Below are 19,727 nucleotides of genomic sequence, written 5' to 3' on the forward strand. Positions count from 1 at the left end.
AAGACACGCTCCGCGCGGCGCCGCTTGGCGCCGTAAGCCGCCTCGGGCGGCTTCGGGTGCGTTTGCTTGGTGGGGTGTGTTCAGAGGCGGAAGATGGCGCGGGCCCACGTGACGATGTGGTCGAAGAAGGGCGCCACGGCCTTCAGGCGGCCGTAGTCGCCGGCGCAGCCGTGGTGCAGCCCCTCGTAGCGGCGGAAGTCGAGCGTCACACCGGCGGCGGCAAGGCGCCCGGCATAGGCTTCGCCCTCGTCGCGCAGCACGTCGCAGCCGGCCGTCAGCAGCAGCGCCGGCGGCAGGCCGGCAAGGGTCTCGGCCCTGAGCGGCGAGGCGTGCGGATGAGTGCGGTCAGCCGGGTCGGGCACGTAATGGTCCCAGAACCAGGCCATGTCGTCGGCGGTGAGACCGAAACCCTCGGCAAACTCGGAATAGGACGGATGGCCGGCGGCGATGTCGTCGGTCACCGGATAGATCAGCATCTGGCCGGCGAGCGTCGGCCCGCCTTCATCGCGGATGCGCAGGGCGGTGACGGCGGTGAGGTTGCCACCGGCGCTGTCGCCGCCGACGATCAGCTTGGCCGGATCGATGCTCAGATCGCCGGCATGGGCGGCCACCCAGCGGACGGCAGCGAGGCAGTCGTCGCTGGCCACCGGAAAGCGGTGCTCCGGCGCCATGCGGTAGTCGACAGAGACCACCACGGCGCCCACACTGGCGCAAAGGTTGCGGCAGACGTTGTCGTGGGTGTCGAGCGAACAGAGCACCCAACCGCCGCCGTGGATGTAGACGATGCCTGGGAGGATATCGCCCTCGCCGAACGGCCTGTAGACCCGGGCCTTGATGGCGCCGCTGCCGACCGGGATGGCAATGGTCTCCACCGCCTTGACCGGCGCGCCGGCAGCGCGCGGCTCGGCCTCGGCGCGGGCACGGCCAGCCTCGGCCGACAGGTCTTTCAAGGGCGGTTCGCCGCGCGCGGCGGCCCGCGCCAGATCGGCGGCGATTTCGGGATGAAGCGGCATTGGTTCCTCCGGCCTCTATTTTTCACAAGTGAAGCGCTTTGGACGGGCGGCGGAAAGGCCGCCTTTCCGCTTATGACCAGAAATCACACCTTCGAGGGGAGCCTGCCAAGGGTTGACTTGGCAGCCGGCCGGCTCGAAAAGTCGGGACCCGCCCATCCCGGCGGCGATTGCGGAGAGCCCCATGACCGAGATGAAGCGTGACAGCGTCGATCAGGCCGAAGTCGATCGCTTCTCGGCGATGGCCAGGGAATGGTGGGACCCGAACGGCAAGTTCAAGCCGCTGCACCGGTTCAGCCCGGTCCGGCTCGGCTATATCAAGCGGGAGGTGTCCAGGCATTTCGGCCGCAATGAGCGCGCCGCCGACGCCTTTTCCGGGCTCACCTTTCTCGACATCGGCTGCGGTGGCGGCCTTGTGTCCGAACCGATGGCCCGGCTCGGCGCCACGGTCACCGGCATCGACCCGTCGCCCGTCAACATCGAGGTGGCGCGGCTGCATGCCGCCGAGACCGGTGTCGTCGTCGATTATCGGGCAACGACCGCCGAGGACGTTCTGGCCGCCGGCGAGCGATTCGACGTGGTGCTGGCGCTGGAAGTGGTCGAGCATGTCTCGGACGTCCCGTCCTTCCTCGCCACGGTGGCCGACTTGGTGAAGCCCGGCGGTCTCGTCATCGCCGCCACGCTCAACCGCACGCTGAAGGCGCTGGGCCTCGCGGTGGTCGGTGCCGAATATGTGCTGCGCTGGTTGCCGCGCGGCACCCATGACTGGAAGAAGTTCGTCAAACCCGAGGAGCTGGAGGCGCCGCTTCAGGAGGCCGGCCTGACGCTGCTCGACCGGCGCGGCGTCGTGTTCGATCCCCTTCGCTTCGCCTGGAAGGAAAGCGACGACACGGATGTGAACTATATGGTGCTGGCAGCCCGCCCCAAGGCTTGAGCCTCAGTTCCGCTCACCGGGAAGAACAGGTAGCGGCAGGATCTCGATACCCTCCTCGACGAGGGCGCGGGCATCCTCCGCCGTGGCTTCGCCGTGAACGGCGCGAATCGGCGCTTCGCCGAAATGGATGCGGCGCGCCTCCTCGGCAAAGCGTTTGCCGACGTTCTCGGACCCATCGAGCAGGGCCGCCTTGATTTCCTTAAGCTTCTCAAGGAACTCGCGTGCCTCTGGCGGAACGGCAACGAGCTGCTTGTCCTGCTGCGGCATCGGCACGACGGCCTTGCTTTCCGAGGTCGCGACATTCGGCCGCATCAACGCCTTGCTGACCGATGTCGAGCCGCACTCGGGGCAGGCGCAGAGGCCGGCCGACGACTGGACGTCGAAATCCTCCGAGGAACGGAACCATCCCTCGAACTCATGGGCGTTGGAACAGATGAGCGAATAGCGGATCATGACTTTCAACATGGCGCGCCGGATTTGCCATCGCAAGCCCGGCACATCTTTTTTGGCCAAGCCGGCAACTAAAGCGTGAAGCGGCGCTCGTTCTCCAGCGAGGGGATGCGGGCGCGGGTGAGCTCCACCTCGTCGAGGTCGATGTCGGCGACGATGACGCCCGGTTCGGCGTGGTCGGCCTCGGCGATCACCTTGCCCCAGGGGCCGACGATCAGCGAATGGCCGTAGGTTTCGCGGCCGTCCTCATGCGTGCCGCCCTGGGCCGCCGAGATCATGAAGCAGCCATTCTCGATGGCGCGCGCCCGTTGCAGCACGTGCCAATGCGCCTCGCCCGTCTGGCGGGTGAAGGCAGCCGGCGCTCCGATGATCTCGACATCGGCGTGGCCATAGGCGCGGAACAGCTGGGGGAAGCGCAGATCATAGCAGATAGCGAGGCCGATCTTCGTTCCCGCCGCCTCCACGACGATGGCGCTTTCGCCCGGCGTATAGGCGGCGCTCTCGCGCCAGCTTTCGCCGTAAGGCAGGTCGACGTCGAACATGTGGATCTTGTCGTAGCGGGCGAGAAGGTCGCCGGCCGGGCCGAAGACATAGGCGCGGTTGGCGATCCGGCCGTCGTCGCGGCGGATGGCCAGCGAGCCGAAATGCAGGGTGATGCCGAGCTCGCGGGCCAGCCCGGCGCCGCGCGCGACGAAGGCGTCCTTCGCCTCGACCTCGAGCTGACCCAGCATGTCCGCCCGGTCGCGTTCGATGATGTTGGTCATTTCCGGCGTTTGGATATAGGTGGCACCGGCGCCGGCGGCATCGCGGATCAGCGCTTCCACCTCGGGCAGGTTCTTTGACGGATCGCGGCCGGACCGGAGCTGGACGGCGGCGACGCAGAGCGGACGCGTCATCTCGTCTCCTTAACCGGCCAGAAGGCCATCGAGCCGTCCCTCGGCGTCGAGCGCGTAGAGATCGTCGCATCCACCGACATGGGTGGTGCCCAGGAAAATCTGCGGGAAGGTCATCCGGCCGGAGCGCTGCACCATTTCCGCCTTGAGGGCGGGGTCGCTGCCGGCGTCGATCTCGGTGAAGGCGGCACCCTTCTTGTTGAGGAGCGCCTTGGCTCTCACGCAGTAGCCGCAGCCCTCGCGGGTATAGATGGTGACCGGAACCATGGCGGACCTCCTCGGATGCGTGTTGCCGATACGAATCTATAGCCTTGATCAGCGCGGCGCCACAACCCGCGCCAGCGTCAGCACGTCGACGGCCGTCGCGCCGGCGGCCAGCAGCGCGCGGGTGGCAGCCTCCAGCGTGGCGCCGGTGGTCAGCACGTCATCGACAAGGATGGGGCGGCGGCCGGCAACAGCGGCCCTCCTGTCGGCGGGCACCAGGAAGGCGCCGCGCATGTTGCGCTCCCGCTCGTCGCGGCCAAGGCCCACCTGCCGCGGCGTGGGCCGGCTGCGAAGAAGCAGGCGCGTGGCAACCGGCAGACCGGTGAGGCGCCCCACTTCATGCGCGAGCAGGGCTGCCTGGTTGAAGCGTCGGCCGGCAAGCCGCCGCCAGTGCAGCGGCACCGGCACCAGCATGTCGGCATCCGTGATCAGTTCATGGGCGACCCGCGCCATCCAGGCGCCGAGCATCGGCGCGAGATCGGTGCGGTCGGCATATTTGAGGGCGTGGACGAGGTCCGGTACCGGACCTTCGTATGAGACCGCCGAGCGGGCACGGGCGAAGACCGGCGGATCGGCGACGGCGGGTGCCGAGAGGATGCCAGGACCGAGATCGATGGGCAGCGGTGTTCCGAGCCGCTCGCACCAGGGGCGTTCAAGGAAATGCACGCCCTGCCAGCAGTCGGCGCAGAGGCCGCCGGAGCTGCCGAGACGGGCGCGACAGACCGGGCAGGCCGGCGGCAGCACGAGGTCGGCGATCCCGCCGCCGGCGGCGCGGATAAGCCGGCCGGCCACGCCGATGGCGCCGAAACGCACACGAAGTCGGCGCGGCGTATCGGCGCCCAGGGGAAGCCAGATGTCTGATTTTGCGGGCATGGTGGTTCGCCGGTTGTGAAAGAACATAAGCACGCACAGCGATCGCTCGCCAGACGGCAATGCACGGCCTGGTCGCCGCCTGGCATTTGACGCGCCGACACGGCCCGCCTATCACCCTCTTTCCTTTCGCCGGAGGCTCCGATGACCCCCGTGATCTTCGACCGATCTCTCCTGGCCCGCCGCCGGGCGCGCGCGCTCGCCGAGCGGAAGCCGGGCGCCGATTTCCTGCTCACGCTCGTCGCCGACGATCTCGCCGATCGCCTCGCCGCCGTCGACCGTCGCTTCTCGCGGGCGCTGGTCATCGGCGATCCGACCGGCCTGCTGGCGGCGCGGATTGCTGCCGGTCGGGTCGACGAGGTGGTGCGCGCCGATCTCCTGGTTTCCGGGCTGGACGGCGGCGGCGCGCTGGTGCTCGACGACGAGGCGCTGCCGTTCGTGGGCGGTGCCTTCGACCTCGTGGTCTCCTCGCTGGCCCTGCAGTTTGCCAATGACCTGCCGGGGGCGCTGATCGAGGCCCGGCGCGTTTTGAAGCCGGACGGCCTGTTTCTCGGCGTGCTGGCCGGCGGTGACACGCTGACCGAACTCAGGCAGGCCTTCCTTCAGGCGGAAAGCCGCCGATCGGGCGGCGCCAGTCCGCGCGTCGCGCCGATGGCCGAGGTGCGCGATCTCGGTGGCCTGTTGCAGCGGGCCGGCTTCGCACTGCCGGTGGCCGACCAGGACCGGCTGACCTTGCGCTATTCGAGCGCGCTGGCGCTGATGGACGATCTCAAGGCGATGGGGGCGAGCAGCGTCTTGGCCGATCGGCGCCGCGGCCTGACCGGACCGGCGCTGATGGCCGAGGTTGCGGCGATCTATCAGGAGATGTTCGGCGATCCTGATGGACGCGTGCGAGCCAGTCTCTCGCTTGTGTCTCTGTCGGGCTGGGCGCCGCATGAGAGCCAGCAGAAGCCGCTTCGGCCGGGCAGTGCCAAGATGCGCCTCGCCGACGCGCTGAAGATGCCACCGAGGACGGAGGACGATTAACCCGACGTCGACATCTTGCCGGCGAGATACTCGAACGTATTGCTCATCTGGCTGGAAACGTCGGTCATGCTCATCATGCCGATCAGCGCCAGGCCGACCATCATCAAGAGTATGCCATACTCGACCGCAGTGGCGCCCTCGGTGTCGCGCAGGAAGGCGTTGAGCCGGCGCGGTCGCTGATCCGGACGCTTCGTCGCCATGCTGTCGCCTCTTCCTTTCGGGAACGCAAAGATCGGCCGGCCGCGCAGCCGGCCGCGCGCGCTGGCTCCATCATTGCCCTGAAATCGTGATGATTTCGTATATGTCAGTTACAAAAGGCTGCTGGAAAGCGGCGATAGAAGGTCCTGCAGATGCGGAATCAGCGGGGCGTCGGCCGGCGGCATCGGGTAGTCGCGCAGCTTCTGCGGGCGAACCCAGGCCAGCGCCTGCCCCTCTCGGCCGGTCACATCGCCCTCCCAGCGACGGCAGACGTAGAGCGGCATCAGAAGATGGAAGTCGTCATAGGCGTGGCTGGCGAAGGTGAGCGGGGCGAGGCAGGCGTGCTTCACCGTGATCCCGAGCTCTTCCTTGAGCTCACGGATCAAAGCGTCCTCCGGGCGCTCGCCCGTTTCGAGCTTGCCGCCGGGAAACTCCCAGAGGCCGGCGAGCGCCTTGCCCTCCGGCCGCTGGGCCAGAAGAATGCGTCCGTCGGCATCGATCAGCGCGCAGGCGACGACCAGCACCATCTTCATCGGTGGCTCTCCCGGCTGAGAAGGATCAGCTCCGATAGTCGCCGTTGATGGCGACATAGTCCTTGGTCAGGTCGCAGGTCCAAACCGTGGCGCGTCCTTCGCCGAGGCCGATGTCGGCGCGGATGACGATTTCGTCCTTGCGCATGGCGGCCGAGGCGGCATCCTCGGAATAGTCGGGGTCGCGCTCGCCTTCGACGGCAACGCGGATGCCGCCGAAGTAGATGGCGAGACGGTCGCGATCGGCCGGCTCGCCGGCCTTGCCGACGGCCATGACGACGCGGCCCCAGTTGGCGTCCTCGCCGGCCACGGCGGTCTTGACCAGCGGCGAGTTGGCGATGGAGAAGGCGATCCGCTTGGCCGAAGCGTTGTCGACGGCGCCGGTCACGTTGACCTCGATGAACTTGCGGGCTCCCTCGCCGTCGCGCACCACCATCTTGGCGAGGTCGAGCAACAGGCCCTCAAGGGCGGCGCGGAAGGCGGCAAGGCGCGGGTCGGCCGGGTCGGCGATGCGCGGCGCGCCGCGGCCGGCTGCCTTGCCGGTGGCGAACAGCAAGAGCGTGTCGGAGGTGGAGGTGTCGCTGTCGACGGTGATGGAGTTGAACGACTGGCGGGCACCCTTGGAGATGAGGTCCTGCAGCACCGGCGCGGCCAGCGGCGCGTCGGTGAAGATGAAGGACAGCATGGTGGCCATGTCCGGCGCGATCATGCCGGCGCCCTTGGCCATGCCGTTGATGGTCACCGGGACGCCGCCGAGATCGACGGTGGCGGTCACCACCTTCGGGAAGGTGTCGGTGGTCATGATGGCGCGGGCGGCATCGATCCATGGCGCTGGCGCCAGCCGGGCGGACAGCTCGCCGAGCACACCCTCGAACTTCTGGGGCTGCAAGGGCTCGCCGATCACGCCGGTCGAAGCGAGGAACACCTCGCCGGCCGGCACGCCGAGAGCGGTCGCCACATAGGCGGCGGAGGCTTCCACCGTCTCGCGGCCCTTCCTGCCGGTGAAGGCGTTGGCATTGCCGGAGTTGACCATCAGCGCCCGCGCCTTGCCGGCGGCAAGGTTGGCCCGGCACCAATCCACCGGCGCCGACGGGCATTTGGAGGTGGTGAAGACGCCGCCCACCTCGGTCCCCTCGTCGAGGGCCACCAGCAGCACGTCGGTTCGGCCCTTGTACTTGATGCCGGCGGCGGCGGTCGCAAAGCGCACGCCCTCAAGGGCCGGCAGCTCGGGATAGGACTTCGGGGCGAGCGGGGACAGGGTTCCGGACATCTTCGGCTCTTTGCGAGGAGACAGCGGGAGACCCCGGCCGGTGGCCGGCCGGGGCAGGGCGTCGATCAGTTGGCAGGGGCGGGCGCTGCCGGAGCGGCGGGCGCGGCCGGAGCGGCGGGCGTCAGGACCTCGATCTTGGCCTCGCCGCGCAGCTTGGCGAGCGTCGCTTGGTACTTGTCGCGCCGAACCACCTCGACCACCTGTTCGCGCACCTGCTCAAGGGTGGGCACCGGCTGGGTACGACGCTCCTCGACCTTGAGGACGTGGTAGCCGAACTGGGTCTTGACGGGCTTGGTCGACGTTTCGCCGGGCTTCAGCGCGAAGGCTTCCGCTTCAAACTCCGGCACCATCTGGCCCTTGGAGAAGAAGCCGAGGTCGCCGCCATTCACCTTGGAGCCGGGATCTTCCGACTTCTCCTTGGCGATGGCCTGGAAATCGCCGCCGTCGGCGAGCTGCTTGATGATGGCGTTGGCCTCGTCCTCGGTCTTCACGAGGATGTGACGGGCGTGCACCTCCTCGGGGGCGACGTAGCCGGCAATGTCCTTTTCATAGCGGGCCTTGATCTCATCGTCGGTGATGTTGGCCTGCAGTTCGTCCTCGACATAGGCGCTGCGCAGCGCCTGCGCCGTCAGAAAGGCCATGCGCGCCTTGTATTTCGGGCTGTCGGCGACGCCGGCGGCCTGCGCCGCGTCGGCCATGACGTGCATGTCGACGAGAACGTTGACCAACGTCGAGGTGCGCTGAGCCTCGGGAATCTGGGCGAGCTGGTCGCCGAACATCTCGTTGGCCATCTGCAGCTCTCCGGCCGTGATATCCTTGCCGTTGACGCGGGCCACCACGTCCTCGGCTGAGGCCGGCAGCACGGCGAACGGCAGCGCGAGAAGCGCGGCGAAAAGACCGAGGCGACCGCGAGCGCCGGTGGCGGGAGCAAAGTTCATCGGGACGATCCTGTCTTCGGTCCGTGCCCGGAGATCGAGCCGGCACCGTGTGGCAGCCCTATAGCGCGCCCGGCGCGCGGCGGCAAACCATCCGTTGCGACGTCGACAAAAAAGGCATGCCCCGTCCGAACCCCGGCTCTTCGCCGCCGATCGCCGCAGCCACCGCCGAAGCGCCGTTTCCGGCCATCGGGATGGGGCCAGCGTTGACATATCTCCGACCCCGCCATAGATGGAGCGTGGCTCGGCAGGTCGGGCGGACGGCTGGCCCAGAACCAAACGCTGGGCGCTGCCGCTTCCCCTTCCCGCACCTGCATACGGAATTCTGATCGAAGGGATGGGCTGCCATGGTCGGCCTCGGCGGATTAGCACGCAAGATTTTCGGTTCGGCGAACGATCGCCGCATCCGCTCCTACCGCCCCGCCGTGCAGGCGATCGGTGCGCTCGAAAAGGAGATGGAGGCGCTTTCCGACGAGGCGCTCGCCGGCAAGACCGTTGAGTTCCGCGAGAAGCTCGCCGCCGGCGCCGACCTCGACACGCTGCTGGTTCCCGCCTTCGCGGTGGTGCGCGAGGCGGCCAAGCGCGCCCTCGGCCAGCGCCATTTCGACGTGCAGCTCATTGGCGGCATGGTCCTCAACGACGGCGACATCGCCGAGATGAAGACCGGTGAAGGCAAGACGCTGGTGGCGACGCTCGCCGTCTACCTCAACGCGCTGCCGGCCAAGGGCGTCCACGTCGTTACCGTCAACGACTATCTCGCCCGTCGCGACGCCGAGTGGATGGGCCGCGTCTATCGCTTCCTCGGTCTCTCGGTCGGAGTCATCGTGCATGGCCTTTCCGACGACGAGCGCCGCGAGGCCTACGCCTGCGACATCACCTACGGCACCAACAACGAGCTCGGCTTCGACTATCTGCGCGACAACATGAAGTATGAGAAGGCGCAGATGGTGCAGCGCGGCCACCACTACGCCATCGTCGACGAGGTGGACTCGATCCTGATCGACGAGGCGCGCACGCCGCTGATCATCTCCGGCCCGCTGGAAGACCGCTCGGACTTCTACAACACGATCGACACCTTCATCCCCGGCATCGCCGCCGATGATTTCGAGGTCGACGAGAAGCAGCGTACGGCGATCTTCTCGGAGATCGGCACGGAGCGCATGGAGGAGCGGCTGCGTGCCGCCGGCCTTCTCAAGGGCGGTTCGCTCTATGACGTCGAGAACGTCTCGGTCGTCCACCACCTCAATCAGGCGCTTCGGGCGCACAAGCTGTTCCAGCGTGACCGCGACTACATCGTCAAGGACAACGAGGTGGTCATCATCGACGAGTTCACCGGCCGCATGATGCCGGGCCGCCGCTATTCGGACGGCCTGCATCAGGCGCTGGAGGCCAAGGAGCACGTGCGCATCCAGCCGGAGAACCAGACGCTCGCTTCGATCACCTTCCAGAATTATTTCCGCATGTACGACAAGCTGGCCGGCATGACCGGCACGGCTTCGACTGAAGCGGACGAGTTCGCCGACATCTACGACCTCGAGGTGGTGGAGGTCCCGACGCACCGGCCGATCTCCCGCATCGACGATCACGACGAGGTCTATCGCACGGTAGAGGAAAAATACGCGGCGATCATCGAGACCATCCGCGCCTGCAAGGAGAAGGGCCAGCCGATCCTGGTCGGCACCACCTCCATCGAGAAGTCCGAACAGTTGGCCGAGCTTCTCCAGAAGCGCGGCTTCCAGCAGAGTGATCCGGACGTGCTGATGGATGGCGACAAGCCGGTGTTCCAGGTGCTCAACGCCCGCTACCACGAGCAGGAAGCCTACATCATCTCGCAGGCTGGCTTGCCGGGCGCCGTGACGATCGCCACCAACATGGCCGGCCGCGGCACCGACATCCAGCTCGGCGGCAACGCCGACATGCTGATCGCCCGCCGCCTCGCCGACGTGCCGCCCGGACCGGAGCGCGATGCTCGCGAGGCGAAGATCCGCGAGGACGTCGCGCGCCTCAAGGAGAAGGCGCTGGCCGCCGGCGGCCTGTTCGTGCTCGGCACCGAACGCCACGAGAGCCGCCGTATCGACAACCAGTTGCGCGGCCGTTCCGGCCGCCAGGGCGACCCCGGCCAGTCGCGCTTCTACCTGTCGCTTCAGGACGACCTGATGCGCATCTTCGGCTCCGACCGCATGGACGGAATGCTGCAGAAGCTCGGGCTGAAGGACGGCGAGGCTATCATCCATCCGTGGATCAACAAGGCCCTCGAGAAGGCGCAGCAGAAGGTCGAGGCGCGCAACTTCGACATCCGCAAGAACCTGCTGAAGTTCGACAATGTCATGAACGATCAGCGCAAGGTGATCTTCGAGCAGCGCATCGAACTGATGACCGAGGAGAGCGTCGCCGACACCGTCGCCGACATGCGCCACGAGGTGATCTCCGCCCTTGTCGCACGGCATATTCCCGAGAATGCCTACGCCGAGCAGTGGGACGTCAAGGGCCTGCATGACGCGGTGATCGAGACGCTGAACATCGAGCTTCCGATTGCCGACTGGGCCAAGGAAGAGGGTATCGCCGACCAGGAGATCGAGGAACGCGTTGTCGCCGCCGCCGAGGCCGACTTCGCCGCCCGCGAGGAACGCGTCGGCCCAGAGCTGATGCGCCGCGTCGAAAAGGCGATCCTTCTGCAGACGCTGGACAATCTCTGGCGCGAGCATCTCGCCCATCTCGATCATCTGCGGTCGGTGGTCGGCTTCCGCGGCTATGCCCAGCGCGATCCGCTCAACGAGTACAAGACCGAGGCCTTCTCGCTGTTCGAGACGCTGCTCAATGATCTGCGCCGGCAGGTGACGGCCAACCTCAGCCGCGTCGAGGTGCGACAGGCCCCGCCGGAGACGCCCGCCTTCGACGAACGGGCGCTGTCGGCCCACCATGCCGATCCGATGACCGGCCTTGACGAGGAGCCGGCCGCTCCGCCGCCGGCCTTTGCCGCGGCGCCGGTTGCCCGCAACCCCGAGGATCCCTCGACCTGGGGCCACGTTGGCCGCAACGAGCCTTGCCCCTGCGGGTCCGGAAAGAAGTTCAAGCACTGCCACGGCCAGTTCGCCTGAGGGCTGGTCAGACGCTCGGCCGGGGGCACCATTCCCGGCCGACTGACCAATGTGCCTAAACAATTCGTCGATATCGTTGCCTGAAAAGCCATTTGGAAAAGCTGATCAGCAATAGCACGAATTATGTCGGCAGCTGCAAAGGCGCATGCTGGGACTGAACGATTAATCTTGACTTTTAATGTCAACTCTTTAATCAGATGGTGTCATGCGCCTTACCCAAGCCACCAATTACTCGATCAGGGTGCTGCTCTATTGCGCGGTGAATCCCGACCGCCCGAGCCGTGTCGCTGACATCGCTGCCACCTTCGACATGTCGGAGACGCACCTCTTCAAGATCTTGAAGGTGCTGGTGGATCACAAGTTCATCGAGACCATCCGCGGTCGTCACGGTGGCCTGAAGCTTGGTCGGCCTGCCGACGAGATCAAGCTCGGCGACGTGATCGCCGCCACCGAGGAAAGCTTCCAGATGGCGGAGTGCTTCTCGGAGGAGGGCCGCAAGGATTGCCCGCTGATCCTCTCCTGCGAGTATAACCGCGTGCTGCGCGAGGCGCTCGGTGCCTTCTTTGCCGTGCTGGACCGCTACACGGTGGCCGACATCGCCAAGGATCGCTCCATGCTGCGCGGTGCCCTCGGCATCGACGATCTCCTGCATCCGGCGCTCGCCAGCGCCTGAGGCAGCCTCGTCCTTCATTCGTTAAGCCCGTCCGGCGGATTCCGTCGCGGCGGGCTTCGTCTTTTCGGCAGGCCCTTTTCGGCGCTCGTCTCGTTCCCCATATTGGTCGGCGAGGAGCAAGGGTCGTGACCTAAGCTTCACGATATCCCAGACGCTTCCGCCGGGCTTCGGACGGGGGAGGCGGGCTCAGGAAAGGATGTCCAGATGAATTTTGAAAAATACACCGAGCGGGCGCGCGGTTTCGTCCAGTCGGCGCAGACCATGGCGCTTGGTCGCGGCCATCAGCAGTTCGCGCCGGAACATCTTCTGAAAGTGCTGCTCGACGATCCCGAGGGCATGGCCGCCGGGCTGATCAACGCTGCCGGTGGTGACGCCGGGCGGGCGCTCAATGCCGTCGACCGGGCGCTTGAGGCAATGCCGCGCGTTTCGGGTGGCAACGGCCAACTCTACCTGACCGCGCCGACGGCCAAGGTGTTCTCCACCGCCGAGGCGCTGGCCGACAAGGCGGGCGACAGCTTCGTCACTGTCGAGCGGCTACTCATCGCGCTGGCAATCGAGACCGACGCCGGGACGGCGAAGATTTTGAAGGATGCCGGCGTCACCGCCAATGCGCTCAACGCGGCGGTCAACGAGATCCGCAAGGGCCGCACGGCCGACAGCGCCTCGGCCGAGAGCGGCTATGACGCGCTGAAGAAATATGCCCGCGATCTGACGAAGGCGGCGCGGGACGGCAAGCTCGACCCGGTGATCGGTCGCGACGAGGAGATCCGGCGGACCATTCAGGTGCTCAGCCGCCGCACCAAGAACAATCCGGTGCTGATCGGCGAGCCGGGCGTCGGCAAGACGGCGATCGCCGAGGGCCTGGCGCTCAGGATCGTCAACGGCGACGTGCCGGAGAGCCTGAAGGACAAGGAGCTGCTTGCGCTCGACATGGGCGCGCTGATTGCCGGCGCCAAGTACCGCGGCGAGTTCGAGGAGCGCCTCAAGGCGGTGCTGTCGGAAGTGACGGCGGCGGAGGGCGGCGTCATCCTGTTCATCGACGAGATGCACACGCTGGTCGGCGCCGGCAAGGCGGACGGCGCGATGGATGCCTCAAACCTCCTGAAGCCGGCCCTGTCGCGCGGCGAACTGCACTGCGTCGGCGCTACCACGCTCGACGAGTATCGCAAGTATGTCGAGAAGGACGCGGCGCTGGCCCGACGCTTCCAGCCGGTGTTCGTTGATGAGCCGACGGTGGCCGACACCATCTCGATCCTGCGCGGTATCAAGGAGAAATACGAGCAGCACCATAAGGTGCGGATCACCGATGCGGCGCTGGTCGCGGCGGCGACGCTCAGCAATCGCTACATCACCGACCGCTTCCTGCCCGATAAGGCGATCGACCTCGTCGACGAGGCCGGGTCGCGGCTCAGGATGCAGGTGGACTCCAAGCCGGAAGAGCTCGACGAGATCGACCGGCGGGTGATCCAGCTCCGGATCGAGCAGGAAGCCCTGAAGAAGGAAACCGATGCCGCCTCGCGCGATCGGCTGGAGCGTCTTGAGCGCGAGCTCGCCGAACTCGAGCAGGAATCGGCGGCGCTGACCGCCCGCTGGAAGGCGGAGAAGGACAAGCTCGGCCATGCGGCGGAGCTGAAGCGCCGGCTCGACGAGGCGCGCAACGATCTCGCCATTGCCCAGCGCAAGGGCGAGTATCAGCGGGCGGGCGAGTTGGCCTATGGCGTGATCCCGGGCATCGAGGCCGAACTGAAGGCGATCGAGGCGGTGGCGGGGCAGGGCGACGGCATGCTGGAAGAGGCGGTGACGCCCGACCACGTGGCGCAGGTCGTCTCACGCTGGACCGGCGTTCCCGTCGACAAGATGCTGGAAGGCGAGCGCGAGAAGCTGCTCCGGATGGAAGACGAGCTCGCCAAGCGCGTGGTCGGCCAGGCCGAGGCGGTGCACGCCGTCTCCACCGCCGTTCGCCGCGCCCGCGCCGGCCTGCAGGATCCCAACCGCCCGATCGGCTCGTTCATGTTCCTCGGCCCCACCGGCGTCGGCAAGACCGAGCTGACCAAGGCGCTCGCCGCCTATCTGTTCGACGACGAGCACGCCATGGTGCGCATCGACATGTCCGAGTACATGGAGAAGCACTCGGTCTCCAGGCTGATCGGCGCCCCTCCGGGCTATGTCGGCTATGACGAGGGGGGTGCGCTCACCGAGGCGGTGCGGCGCCGGCCCTATCAGGTGGTGCTGTTCGACGAGATCGAGAAGGCGCATCCGGACGTCTTCAACGTGCTCCTGCAGGTGCTCGATGACGGTCGGCTCACCGACGGTCAGGGCCGCACGGTGGACTTCAAGAACACGCTGATCATCCTGACGTCCAACCTCGGCTCGGAATATCTCGCCAACCAGAAGGACGGCGAGGACGTCGACGCGGTGCGCGATCAGGTGATGGGCGTGGTGCGCTCGGCCTTCCGGCCGGAGTTCCTCAACCGTCTCGATGAGATCGTGCTGTTCCATCGGCTGAAGCGGACCGAGATGGGTGCCATCGTCGACATCCAGCTCCGGCGCCTGGAAGCTCTGCTGGAAGACCGCAAGGTGACGCTGACGCTCGACGACAGCGCCCGGGCCTGGCTCGCCGACAAGGGCTACGATCCGGTCTATGGCGCGCGGCCGCTGAAGCGGGTGATCCAGCGCCAGCTGCAGGATCCGCTCGCCGAGCGCATCCTGGCCGGCCATGTCCGCGATGGCGACACCGTGGCGGTGACCGGCGGCAGCGACCGTCTGCTGTTCTCGGAAATCCGCGACGTCGCGGCGTGAGAGGCTTGGGCGGCCCAAGCGAAGTCAAGTCTGAGGTATCAAGCCGGCCGGGGAAACTCGGCCGGTTTTTCTTTTTCAGAATGCCATCGACCACAGCATCGATATCGGCATGGCAAACAGCAGGCCGGGCAGCATGTTGCCGATGGGGAACATCTTGATGCCGCAGATGCGGAGGCCGGTGGCGAGCATCATCACGCCGCCGGTGGCGGAGAAGTCGGCGACCATGGCCGGTGTCGTCAATGGCATCAAGAGCGTGGCGCCGAGGGCCAGCGCCAGCTGAATGGCCATCTGCGGAATGGCAATGGTGGCGACCGACAGGCCGAGCGTCGTCGCGAAGATGGCTGCTGTCGGCAGATCGAGGAAAGCCTTGGCAATCAGCACGCCAGGATCATGTGTCATGCCCTCGTTGAGCGCGCCGAAAATGCCGGCGCCTGAGGCGCAGAACAGCACGAGAATGGCGACGAAGCTCTCGATGAAGGCGTCGTGGGAAATGCCGCGGGGCGTCGTTGCCACCTTTTCGACCAGTCGCTTGGCAAGGCCGCCGACAAGTGCCAGGCCGCTTTCGATCCGGACGAGTTCGCCGATCAGGGCGCCAAGCACCGTGGCGATGACCATGACGGGCATGTGGACGACGCGGGCGATCAGCACCACGCCCATGGCCATCGAGGAGGCACCGAAGGCGAGAGGCATGCCGGTCCGGAGCCGTTCCGGCATGCGATGAGCGACGAGCGCGCCGACGAGAGCGCCGAGGATGATGGCGGCGCCGTTGATGAAGGGTCCGATGATCATGAGGCCGTTCCGTTAAGGTCGGCCCTCTATAGCGCTCCGGCTGACAACCGCCAGCCGGTTCACTTCGATTTGATAGTTCTATCAGCCGTTTGCGGCAGGCAGGCTTTGGGCCTCCTGCCGGGTTTTCAGAAGACTGACCACCACCCCGCCGGCAATCAGGGCGAAGGTGACGCCGAGCGAGATGGCGGCCGGGAACTTGTCGAGGCCCATCAGCTCGGCGACGAACACCTTGCTGCCGATGAACACCAGAACGAGGGCCAGCGCCGGCTTCAGGTAGCGGAAGCGGTGGATCATGGCGGCGAGCGCGAAATAGAGGGCGCGCAGGCCGAGGATGGCGAAGATGTTCGAGGTGTAGATGACGAAGGCGTCGGTGGTGATGGCGAAGATGGCCGGCACCGAGTCGACGGCGAAGACGATGTCGGCCGCCTCGATCAGCACCAGCGCGAGGAACAGCGGCGTCGCGTGCAGGGCGATGCGACCGCTGCCGGCGAGTGGCTTCCGCACGAAGAAGCGGTCGCCCTCAAGCTGATTGGTGACGTTGAGATGGCGGCGCAGGAAGCCGACCAGCGGGTTCTTGTCGAGGTCGGGCTCCTTCTCCTCGGCAAAAAGCATCTTGACGCCGGTCAGCACCAGGAAGGCGGCGAAGAGATAGAGAATCCAGTGAAACTCGGCGACCAGGGTGGCTCCAGCGCCGATCATGATGCCGCGCAGCACGATGACGCCCAGAATGCCCCAGAACAGCGCGCGGTGCTGGTATTGTCGGGGAATGCCGAAGAAGGAGAAGATCAACGCGATGACGAAGATGTTGTCGAGCGCCAGGGTCTTCTCGATGACGAAGCCGGTGAGATAGGCAAGGCCGGACTCGGCGCCGATGTGCCACCAGACGAACCCGCCGAACATCAGGCCGACGCCGATGTAGCCGCCCGACAGGACGAGGCTCTGGCGGATGGAAATCTCCTCCGACTTGCGGTGGAGCACTCCGAGGTCGAAGGCGAGCAGCAGAGTGACGAGGCTGAGGAAGGCCAGCCAGAGATAGAGCGGCGTGCCCAGCCAGGGCGTGGCAAGGAGGGTGAGGTCCACGGTTCAGAACTCTGCCGGCGAAATGCGTCGACAAAGGTCCGACATCACAGATGCGCCGGCGGCGTCTGCCAGAGGGGCCCGGACCTAACGGGTCGGGATTGAGATGGGGCGGCGCTTTTGGACGTTCAAGAGGGCTGTAGGTAATTACGCGTATTGAAGATCCTGCAGCGCATTGCGCGGTACTTGATCCTTCGCGTCTCTGGACTTTGCGAGAGCGCTAGCCGCCGTTTGCCGCCGTGGCGGCGCGGGCTGTCTGGCTCTCGCCAGCCAAGAGCGTGTCGACGCGGTCGCGTTCGGCCTGGAAGGCGGCGAGCACGCCGCCGTCGAGGGTGCGGCCCTGCGGCAGCTTGATACGCAGCGGATCGACCGGCGTGCCGTTGACATGCACTTCGTAATGGAGGTGCGGTCCGGTGGACAGGCCGGTGGTGCCGACATAGCCGATCACCTGGCCCTGCCGGACGCGCGTGCCCTCCTTGATGCCCTTGGCGAAGCCGGTCTGGTGGGCATAGGCGCTGGCGTAGCCGTTGGTGTGCTGGACCTCGATATAGTTGCCGTAGCCGTTCTTCCAGCGGGCATAGGTGACGATGCCGTCGCCAGCCGACATGATCGGCGTGCCGCGCGGCGCCGACCAGTCGACGCCGGTGTGCATGCGCGTGACGCCGAGCAGCGGGTGGTTGCGGGCGCCGAAGCCCGAGCGGAAGGTGCCGCCCGACATCGGCTTGCGCATCAGGAACTTCTTGGCGCTCTTGCCGCTGTCGTCATAGTAGTCGATCGCGCCGTCGTCGGGCGCACGATAGCGGTAGAAGCGACGCTCCTTGCCGCCGAGTGTGATCGAGGTGAAGACGATCTCGCCGTCGTCAGTTTCCTCGCCGTTGTCGCCCAGCGTGTAGACCATCTGGAAGCTGTCACCCGGCTGGATGCGGGTGTTGAAGTCGAGATCGAAGGAGAAGACGCGCACCAGCTCGTCGATGAGGGCCGGCGGCACGCCGTTCTTGAGCGAGGTTTCGTAGAGGCTTTCGTAGAGGCGCGGCCGCGGGCTGTTCTCGTCGGCCTGAACGCCGGCGACCGCCTGTTCGGTGGCCGGCGGTTCGTCGACCGGGATATAGTTGCCGTCGTCGCCGAGGCCGACCGAACCGAGATGACCGCCATCACGGTAGACCGAGACGAGGATCGGCCGATAGCGGGCCGTTTCGTCGTCCGGATCGGGGGCGAGGCGGATGTGCACCTCGTCGCCGATCTTCAGAAGACGCAGCCGGTCGGCCTTGTGGAAGGCGAGGACGATGTCGCCGGCCTCGTCGTCGGTCGCCTCGTTGTCGGTGAGAAGCTGTTCGAGCGGCTCGTCGGCCTCGACGGCGACGCGCCGGTCCTCGAAGGCGTTGTCGCTTCCCGACGACACGGGCTCGGCGGTGGTGGTCGGCACGAAGGACACGTTCTCGGGGATGATGCGGACCCCAAACTGGTCGAGAGACGACGGCTCGGCAAAGCCGAAGTCAAAGCGCGACTGGTCGATCGGCGACAGCGAAGCCGTCTTGACGTTGGTGCCGTTGAGGAAGCTTGCCGCCTCGCGCACGATCCGTTCGGTCTGGGCGATATCGAGCGGGATCGAGGCTTCGAGCGTCGGGTCGTTCACCGGGAAGTCGGTGACCTTCAGCATCATGTCGCTCTCGACGGCGGCGCCATAGAGCGTTGCCTCGCCGCCTTCCGGGCTGCCGGCGTTGGCGTCGGCGAAGATGCGCAGCGGGTTATAGGGCGGAATGGGGTCGGTGATCTCGGCCATATCCGAGACGAGGGCGGTCGACACCTTGGCGAAGGGCTTCAGCCGGATGATGTCGTGCTCGCCGTCCTTGGCGATGGTCGACACTTTCAGGATCTGACGGGCCGGTTCCGGGCTGGCCTCGACAAGGGGGAAATCGGCCTTGGCGACCAGTTCGTCATCGGGCGTCGGCACCACCACGGCGGACCGGGTGACGGTACCCGAGGGCTCGGCGATGGTCTCGCGGCCGTCAAAGGCAGCATAGAGCGCGCCGCCCATCAGAAAGGTCGAGGCAAAAGTGGCGAGCACCGTGCCGGTCAGCCAGCGGATCGACACGCCGCGCCGGTCGGGCAGTCCCCGGGCGCCGGACGTCAGGAGCGGCGGCAGGTCGCCGAGCTCGACGCTATCGTTCCGGTTGAGGGGACGCGCGGCATTCATGGATGGTGTCTTGCTTCCGCCCGTTGTTGGTGGAGCGCTTGGTTTTCCGCGGACGTGCCGTCGGTCCAGGGCGCCTTCCTTGAATTGGCGGTGACTTTGCCGCCCGGTATCGCGGCTTGTCAATGTCGGCTCCGCCGCCAGCGTCGCTTCTCCGAAGAAAAGCATCGGCCAGCCCTCTCCGTCGGTGAAAAATGGGGCGGGAGTTGGGCGCTCATGGGGCAGAAGCTGAGTTCTCTGGGGAGCTTTGCCGGCTGGTCAAAAATAAGGCAGAGAAAAGTTCGCTGAAATTGTCGGCAACTTATCCGGCTTTCACCGTCAGGGCGGCAAAATGTGCCGGAATTCAGCCGAAAGTCGACTTTCGCGGCTCAAGAACGCGTGTCACAAGACCGTGTTGACAGCCTGAACCATGATCCCTATAACCCGCTCCAACGACGGCGGCGCTGCGGCGACGTGGTGCCGGCGAGTTTCTGTTGCCTGGTTCTGGTGGAAGCTGGTTCAGCGTGGCGGCGGGTATTGAGGGGCTGGTTCCTCTCTGTTCTTTGACAAGTGAATAGGAAGAAAGAGAAACGTGGCCGGCGCTTAGGGCTTGTCGGTACGTGTCCTGGCCTTTCGGGGTTGGGTTCGTGCCAAGAAGAGCTAAGTCCGGAGTACACGTTTCTTGAATAAGGACCGTTTCAGTTGGGCCCTTTCGGGGGTTTGATTGGAATGGACCTCGTC

The 19,727-nt window shown here is 66.3% G+C and carries 17 protein-coding genes; 5 read left to right on the forward strand and 12 right to left on the reverse strand.

Annotated elements, in window-relative coordinates:
- Positions 1 to 80: 80 nt before the first annotated feature.
- Entirely contained in the window at positions 81 to 1,013 is a 933-nt protein-coding gene (locus CXZ10_RS19620; protein ID WP_101291060.1) for an alpha/beta hydrolase, read from the reverse strand.
- 181 nt (positions 1,014 to 1,194) lie between these two features.
- On the opposite strand from CXZ10_RS19620, the gene ubiG reads away from it, so the two are divergent.
- Complete coding sequence (ubiG, locus tag CXZ10_RS19625) at positions 1,195 to 1,944, forward strand: bifunctional 2-polyprenyl-6-hydroxyphenol methylase/3-demethylubiquinol 3-O-methyltransferase UbiG (RefSeq protein WP_101291061.1); 750 nt, start codon at positions 1,195 to 1,197, stop codon at positions 1,942 to 1,944.
- Between the two features lie 3 nt (positions 1,945 to 1,947).
- Here the strand turns inward: ubiG and CXZ10_RS19630 are convergent, their stop codons facing one another.
- From CXZ10_RS19630 to CXZ10_RS19645, 4 genes are all read right to left on the reverse strand, one after another.
- On the reverse strand, positions 1,948 to 2,397 hold the full coding sequence (locus tag CXZ10_RS19630) for a DUF1178 family protein (protein ID WP_101291062.1): 450 nt from the start codon (positions 2,395 to 2,397) through the stop codon (positions 1,948 to 1,950).
- Between the two features lie 68 nt (positions 2,398 to 2,465).
- The gene (locus CXZ10_RS19635) at positions 2,466 to 3,290 is read right to left on the reverse strand and encodes a carbon-nitrogen hydrolase family protein (protein ID WP_101291063.1); all 825 of its coding nucleotides are present in this window, start codon (positions 3,288 to 3,290) and stop codon (positions 2,466 to 2,468) included.
- A gap of 9 nt (positions 3,291 to 3,299) precedes the next feature.
- Entirely contained in the window at positions 3,300 to 3,554 is a 255-nt protein-coding gene (gene grxC / locus CXZ10_RS19640; protein WP_101291064.1) for a glutaredoxin 3, read from the reverse strand.
- Between the two features lie 48 nt (positions 3,555 to 3,602).
- Positions 3,603 to 4,424, reverse strand: coding sequence for a ComF family protein (locus CXZ10_RS19645; protein WP_101291085.1), 822 nt, complete (start codon positions 4,422 to 4,424; stop codon positions 3,603 to 3,605).
- Positions 4,425 to 4,565: 141 nt separating this feature from the next.
- Between CXZ10_RS19645 and CXZ10_RS19650 the strand changes: the two genes are divergently transcribed.
- Positions 4,566 to 5,447, forward strand: coding sequence for a methyltransferase domain-containing protein (locus CXZ10_RS19650; protein ID WP_101291065.1), 882 nt, complete (start codon positions 4,566 to 4,568; stop codon positions 5,445 to 5,447).
- Here the strand turns inward: CXZ10_RS19650 and CXZ10_RS19655 are convergent.
- From CXZ10_RS19655 to CXZ10_RS19670, 4 genes are all read right to left on the reverse strand, one after another.
- Positions 5,444 to 5,647: a Flp family type IVb pilin gene (locus CXZ10_RS19655; RefSeq protein ID WP_101291066.1), complete on the reverse strand. Its 204-nt coding sequence runs from the start codon at positions 5,645 to 5,647 to the stop codon at positions 5,444 to 5,446. The genes CXZ10_RS19650 and CXZ10_RS19655 overlap by 4 nt on opposite strands.
- A gap of 108 nt (positions 5,648 to 5,755) precedes the next feature.
- Complete coding sequence (gene mutT / locus CXZ10_RS19660) at positions 5,756 to 6,178, reverse strand: 8-oxo-dGTP diphosphatase MutT (RefSeq protein ID WP_101291067.1); 423 nt, start codon at positions 6,176 to 6,178, stop codon at positions 5,756 to 5,758.
- Between the two features lie 25 nt (positions 6,179 to 6,203).
- A complete protein-coding gene (argJ, locus tag CXZ10_RS19665; RefSeq protein WP_101291068.1) occupies positions 6,204 to 7,445 on the reverse strand; it encodes a bifunctional glutamate N-acetyltransferase/amino-acid acetyltransferase ArgJ in 1,242 nt (413 codons plus the stop codon).
- A 65-nt stretch (positions 7,446 to 7,510) separates the two neighbouring features.
- On the reverse strand, positions 7,511 to 8,383 hold the full coding sequence (locus CXZ10_RS19670; RefSeq protein ID WP_101291069.1) for a peptidylprolyl isomerase: 873 nt from the start codon (positions 8,381 to 8,383) through the stop codon (positions 7,511 to 7,513).
- 344 nt (positions 8,384 to 8,727) lie between these two features.
- Here CXZ10_RS19670 and secA point away from each other — a divergent pair, with 344 nt between their 5' ends.
- From secA to clpB, 3 genes are all read left to right on the forward strand, one after another.
- A complete protein-coding gene (gene secA / locus CXZ10_RS19675; RefSeq protein ID WP_101291070.1) occupies positions 8,728 to 11,478 on the forward strand; it encodes a preprotein translocase subunit SecA in 2,751 nt (916 codons plus the stop codon).
- 205 nt (positions 11,479 to 11,683) lie between these two features.
- On the forward strand, positions 11,684 to 12,151 hold the full coding sequence (locus CXZ10_RS19680) for an Rrf2 family transcriptional regulator (protein ID WP_101291071.1): 468 nt from the start codon (positions 11,684 to 11,686) through the stop codon (positions 12,149 to 12,151).
- A gap of 204 nt (positions 12,152 to 12,355) precedes the next feature.
- Entirely contained in the window at positions 12,356 to 14,950 is a 2,595-nt protein-coding gene (gene clpB / locus CXZ10_RS19685) for an ATP-dependent chaperone ClpB (protein WP_101291072.1), read from the forward strand.
- A 75-nt stretch (positions 14,951 to 15,025) separates the two neighbouring features.
- Here clpB and CXZ10_RS19690 read toward each other — a convergent pair whose 3' ends face one another.
- From CXZ10_RS19690 to CXZ10_RS19700, 3 genes are all read right to left on the reverse strand, one after another.
- Positions 15,026 to 15,739, reverse strand: coding sequence for a DUF554 domain-containing protein (locus CXZ10_RS19690; RefSeq protein WP_101291073.1), 714 nt, complete (start codon positions 15,737 to 15,739; stop codon positions 15,026 to 15,028).
- Between the two features lie 81 nt (positions 15,740 to 15,820).
- Positions 15,821 to 16,819 (reverse strand): TerC family protein, encoded by a 999-nt coding sequence (locus CXZ10_RS19695; protein WP_101291074.1) that lies wholly within the window; start codon positions 16,817 to 16,819, stop codon positions 15,821 to 15,823.
- A 217-nt stretch (positions 16,820 to 17,036) separates the two neighbouring features.
- A complete protein-coding gene (locus tag CXZ10_RS19700; RefSeq protein WP_180336089.1) occupies positions 17,037 to 19,010 on the reverse strand; it encodes a M23 family metallopeptidase in 1,974 nt (657 codons plus the stop codon).
- Between the last annotated feature and the right edge of the window lie 717 nt (positions 19,011 to 19,727).

It is taken from the genome of Pleomorphomonas diazotrophica, from assembly GCF_002844595.1.
GTDB classification, from domain to species: domain Bacteria; phylum Pseudomonadota; class Alphaproteobacteria; order Rhizobiales; family Pleomorphomonadaceae; genus Pleomorphomonas; species Pleomorphomonas diazotrophica.

Bases quoted from the DNA above. Each gene is read 5' to 3' on its own strand.
- CXZ10_RS19620 (WP_101291060.1), bottom strand. From the start codon at position 1,013: ATGCCGCTTCATCCCGAAATCGCCGCCGATCTGGCGCGGGCCGCCGCG.
- ubiG (WP_101291061.1), top strand. From the start codon at position 1,195: ATGACCGAGATGAAGCGTGACAGCGTCGATCAGGCCGAAGTCGATCGC.
- CXZ10_RS19630 (WP_101291062.1), bottom strand. From the start codon at position 2,397: ATGATCCGCTATTCGCTCATCTGTTCCAACGCCCATGAGTTCGAGGGA.
- CXZ10_RS19635 (WP_101291063.1), bottom strand. From the start codon at position 3,290: ATGACGCGTCCGCTCTGCGTCGCCGCCGTCCAGCTCCGGTCCGGCCGC.
- grxC (WP_101291064.1), bottom strand. From the start codon at position 3,554: ATGGTTCCGGTCACCATCTATACCCGCGAGGGCTGCGGCTACTGCGTG.
- CXZ10_RS19645 (WP_101291085.1), bottom strand. From the start codon at position 4,424: ATGCCCGCAAAATCAGACATCTGGCTTCCCCTGGGCGCCGATACGCCG.
- CXZ10_RS19650 (WP_101291065.1), top strand. From the start codon at position 4,566: ATGACCCCCGTGATCTTCGACCGATCTCTCCTGGCCCGCCGCCGGGCG.
- CXZ10_RS19655 (WP_101291066.1), bottom strand. From the start codon at position 5,647: ATGGCGACGAAGCGTCCGGATCAGCGACCGCGCCGGCTCAACGCCTTC.
- mutT (WP_101291067.1), bottom strand. From the start codon at position 6,178: ATGAAGATGGTGCTGGTCGTCGCCTGCGCGCTGATCGATGCCGACGGA.
- argJ (WP_101291068.1), bottom strand. From the start codon at position 7,445: ATGTCCGGAACCCTGTCCCCGCTCGCCCCGAAGTCCTATCCCGAGCTG.
- CXZ10_RS19670 (WP_101291069.1), bottom strand. From the start codon at position 8,383: ATGAACTTTGCTCCCGCCACCGGCGCTCGCGGTCGCCTCGGTCTTTTC.
- secA (WP_101291070.1), top strand. From the start codon at position 8,728: ATGGTCGGCCTCGGCGGATTAGCACGCAAGATTTTCGGTTCGGCGAAC.
- CXZ10_RS19680 (WP_101291071.1), top strand. From the start codon at position 11,684: ATGCGCCTTACCCAAGCCACCAATTACTCGATCAGGGTGCTGCTCTAT.
- clpB (WP_101291072.1), top strand. From the start codon at position 12,356: ATGAATTTTGAAAAATACACCGAGCGGGCGCGCGGTTTCGTCCAGTCG.
- CXZ10_RS19690 (WP_101291073.1), bottom strand. From the start codon at position 15,739: ATGATCATCGGACCCTTCATCAACGGCGCCGCCATCATCCTCGGCGCT.
- CXZ10_RS19700 (WP_180336089.1), bottom strand. From the start codon at position 19,010: ATGAATGCCGCGCGTCCCCTCAACCGGAACGATAGCGTCGAGCTCGGC.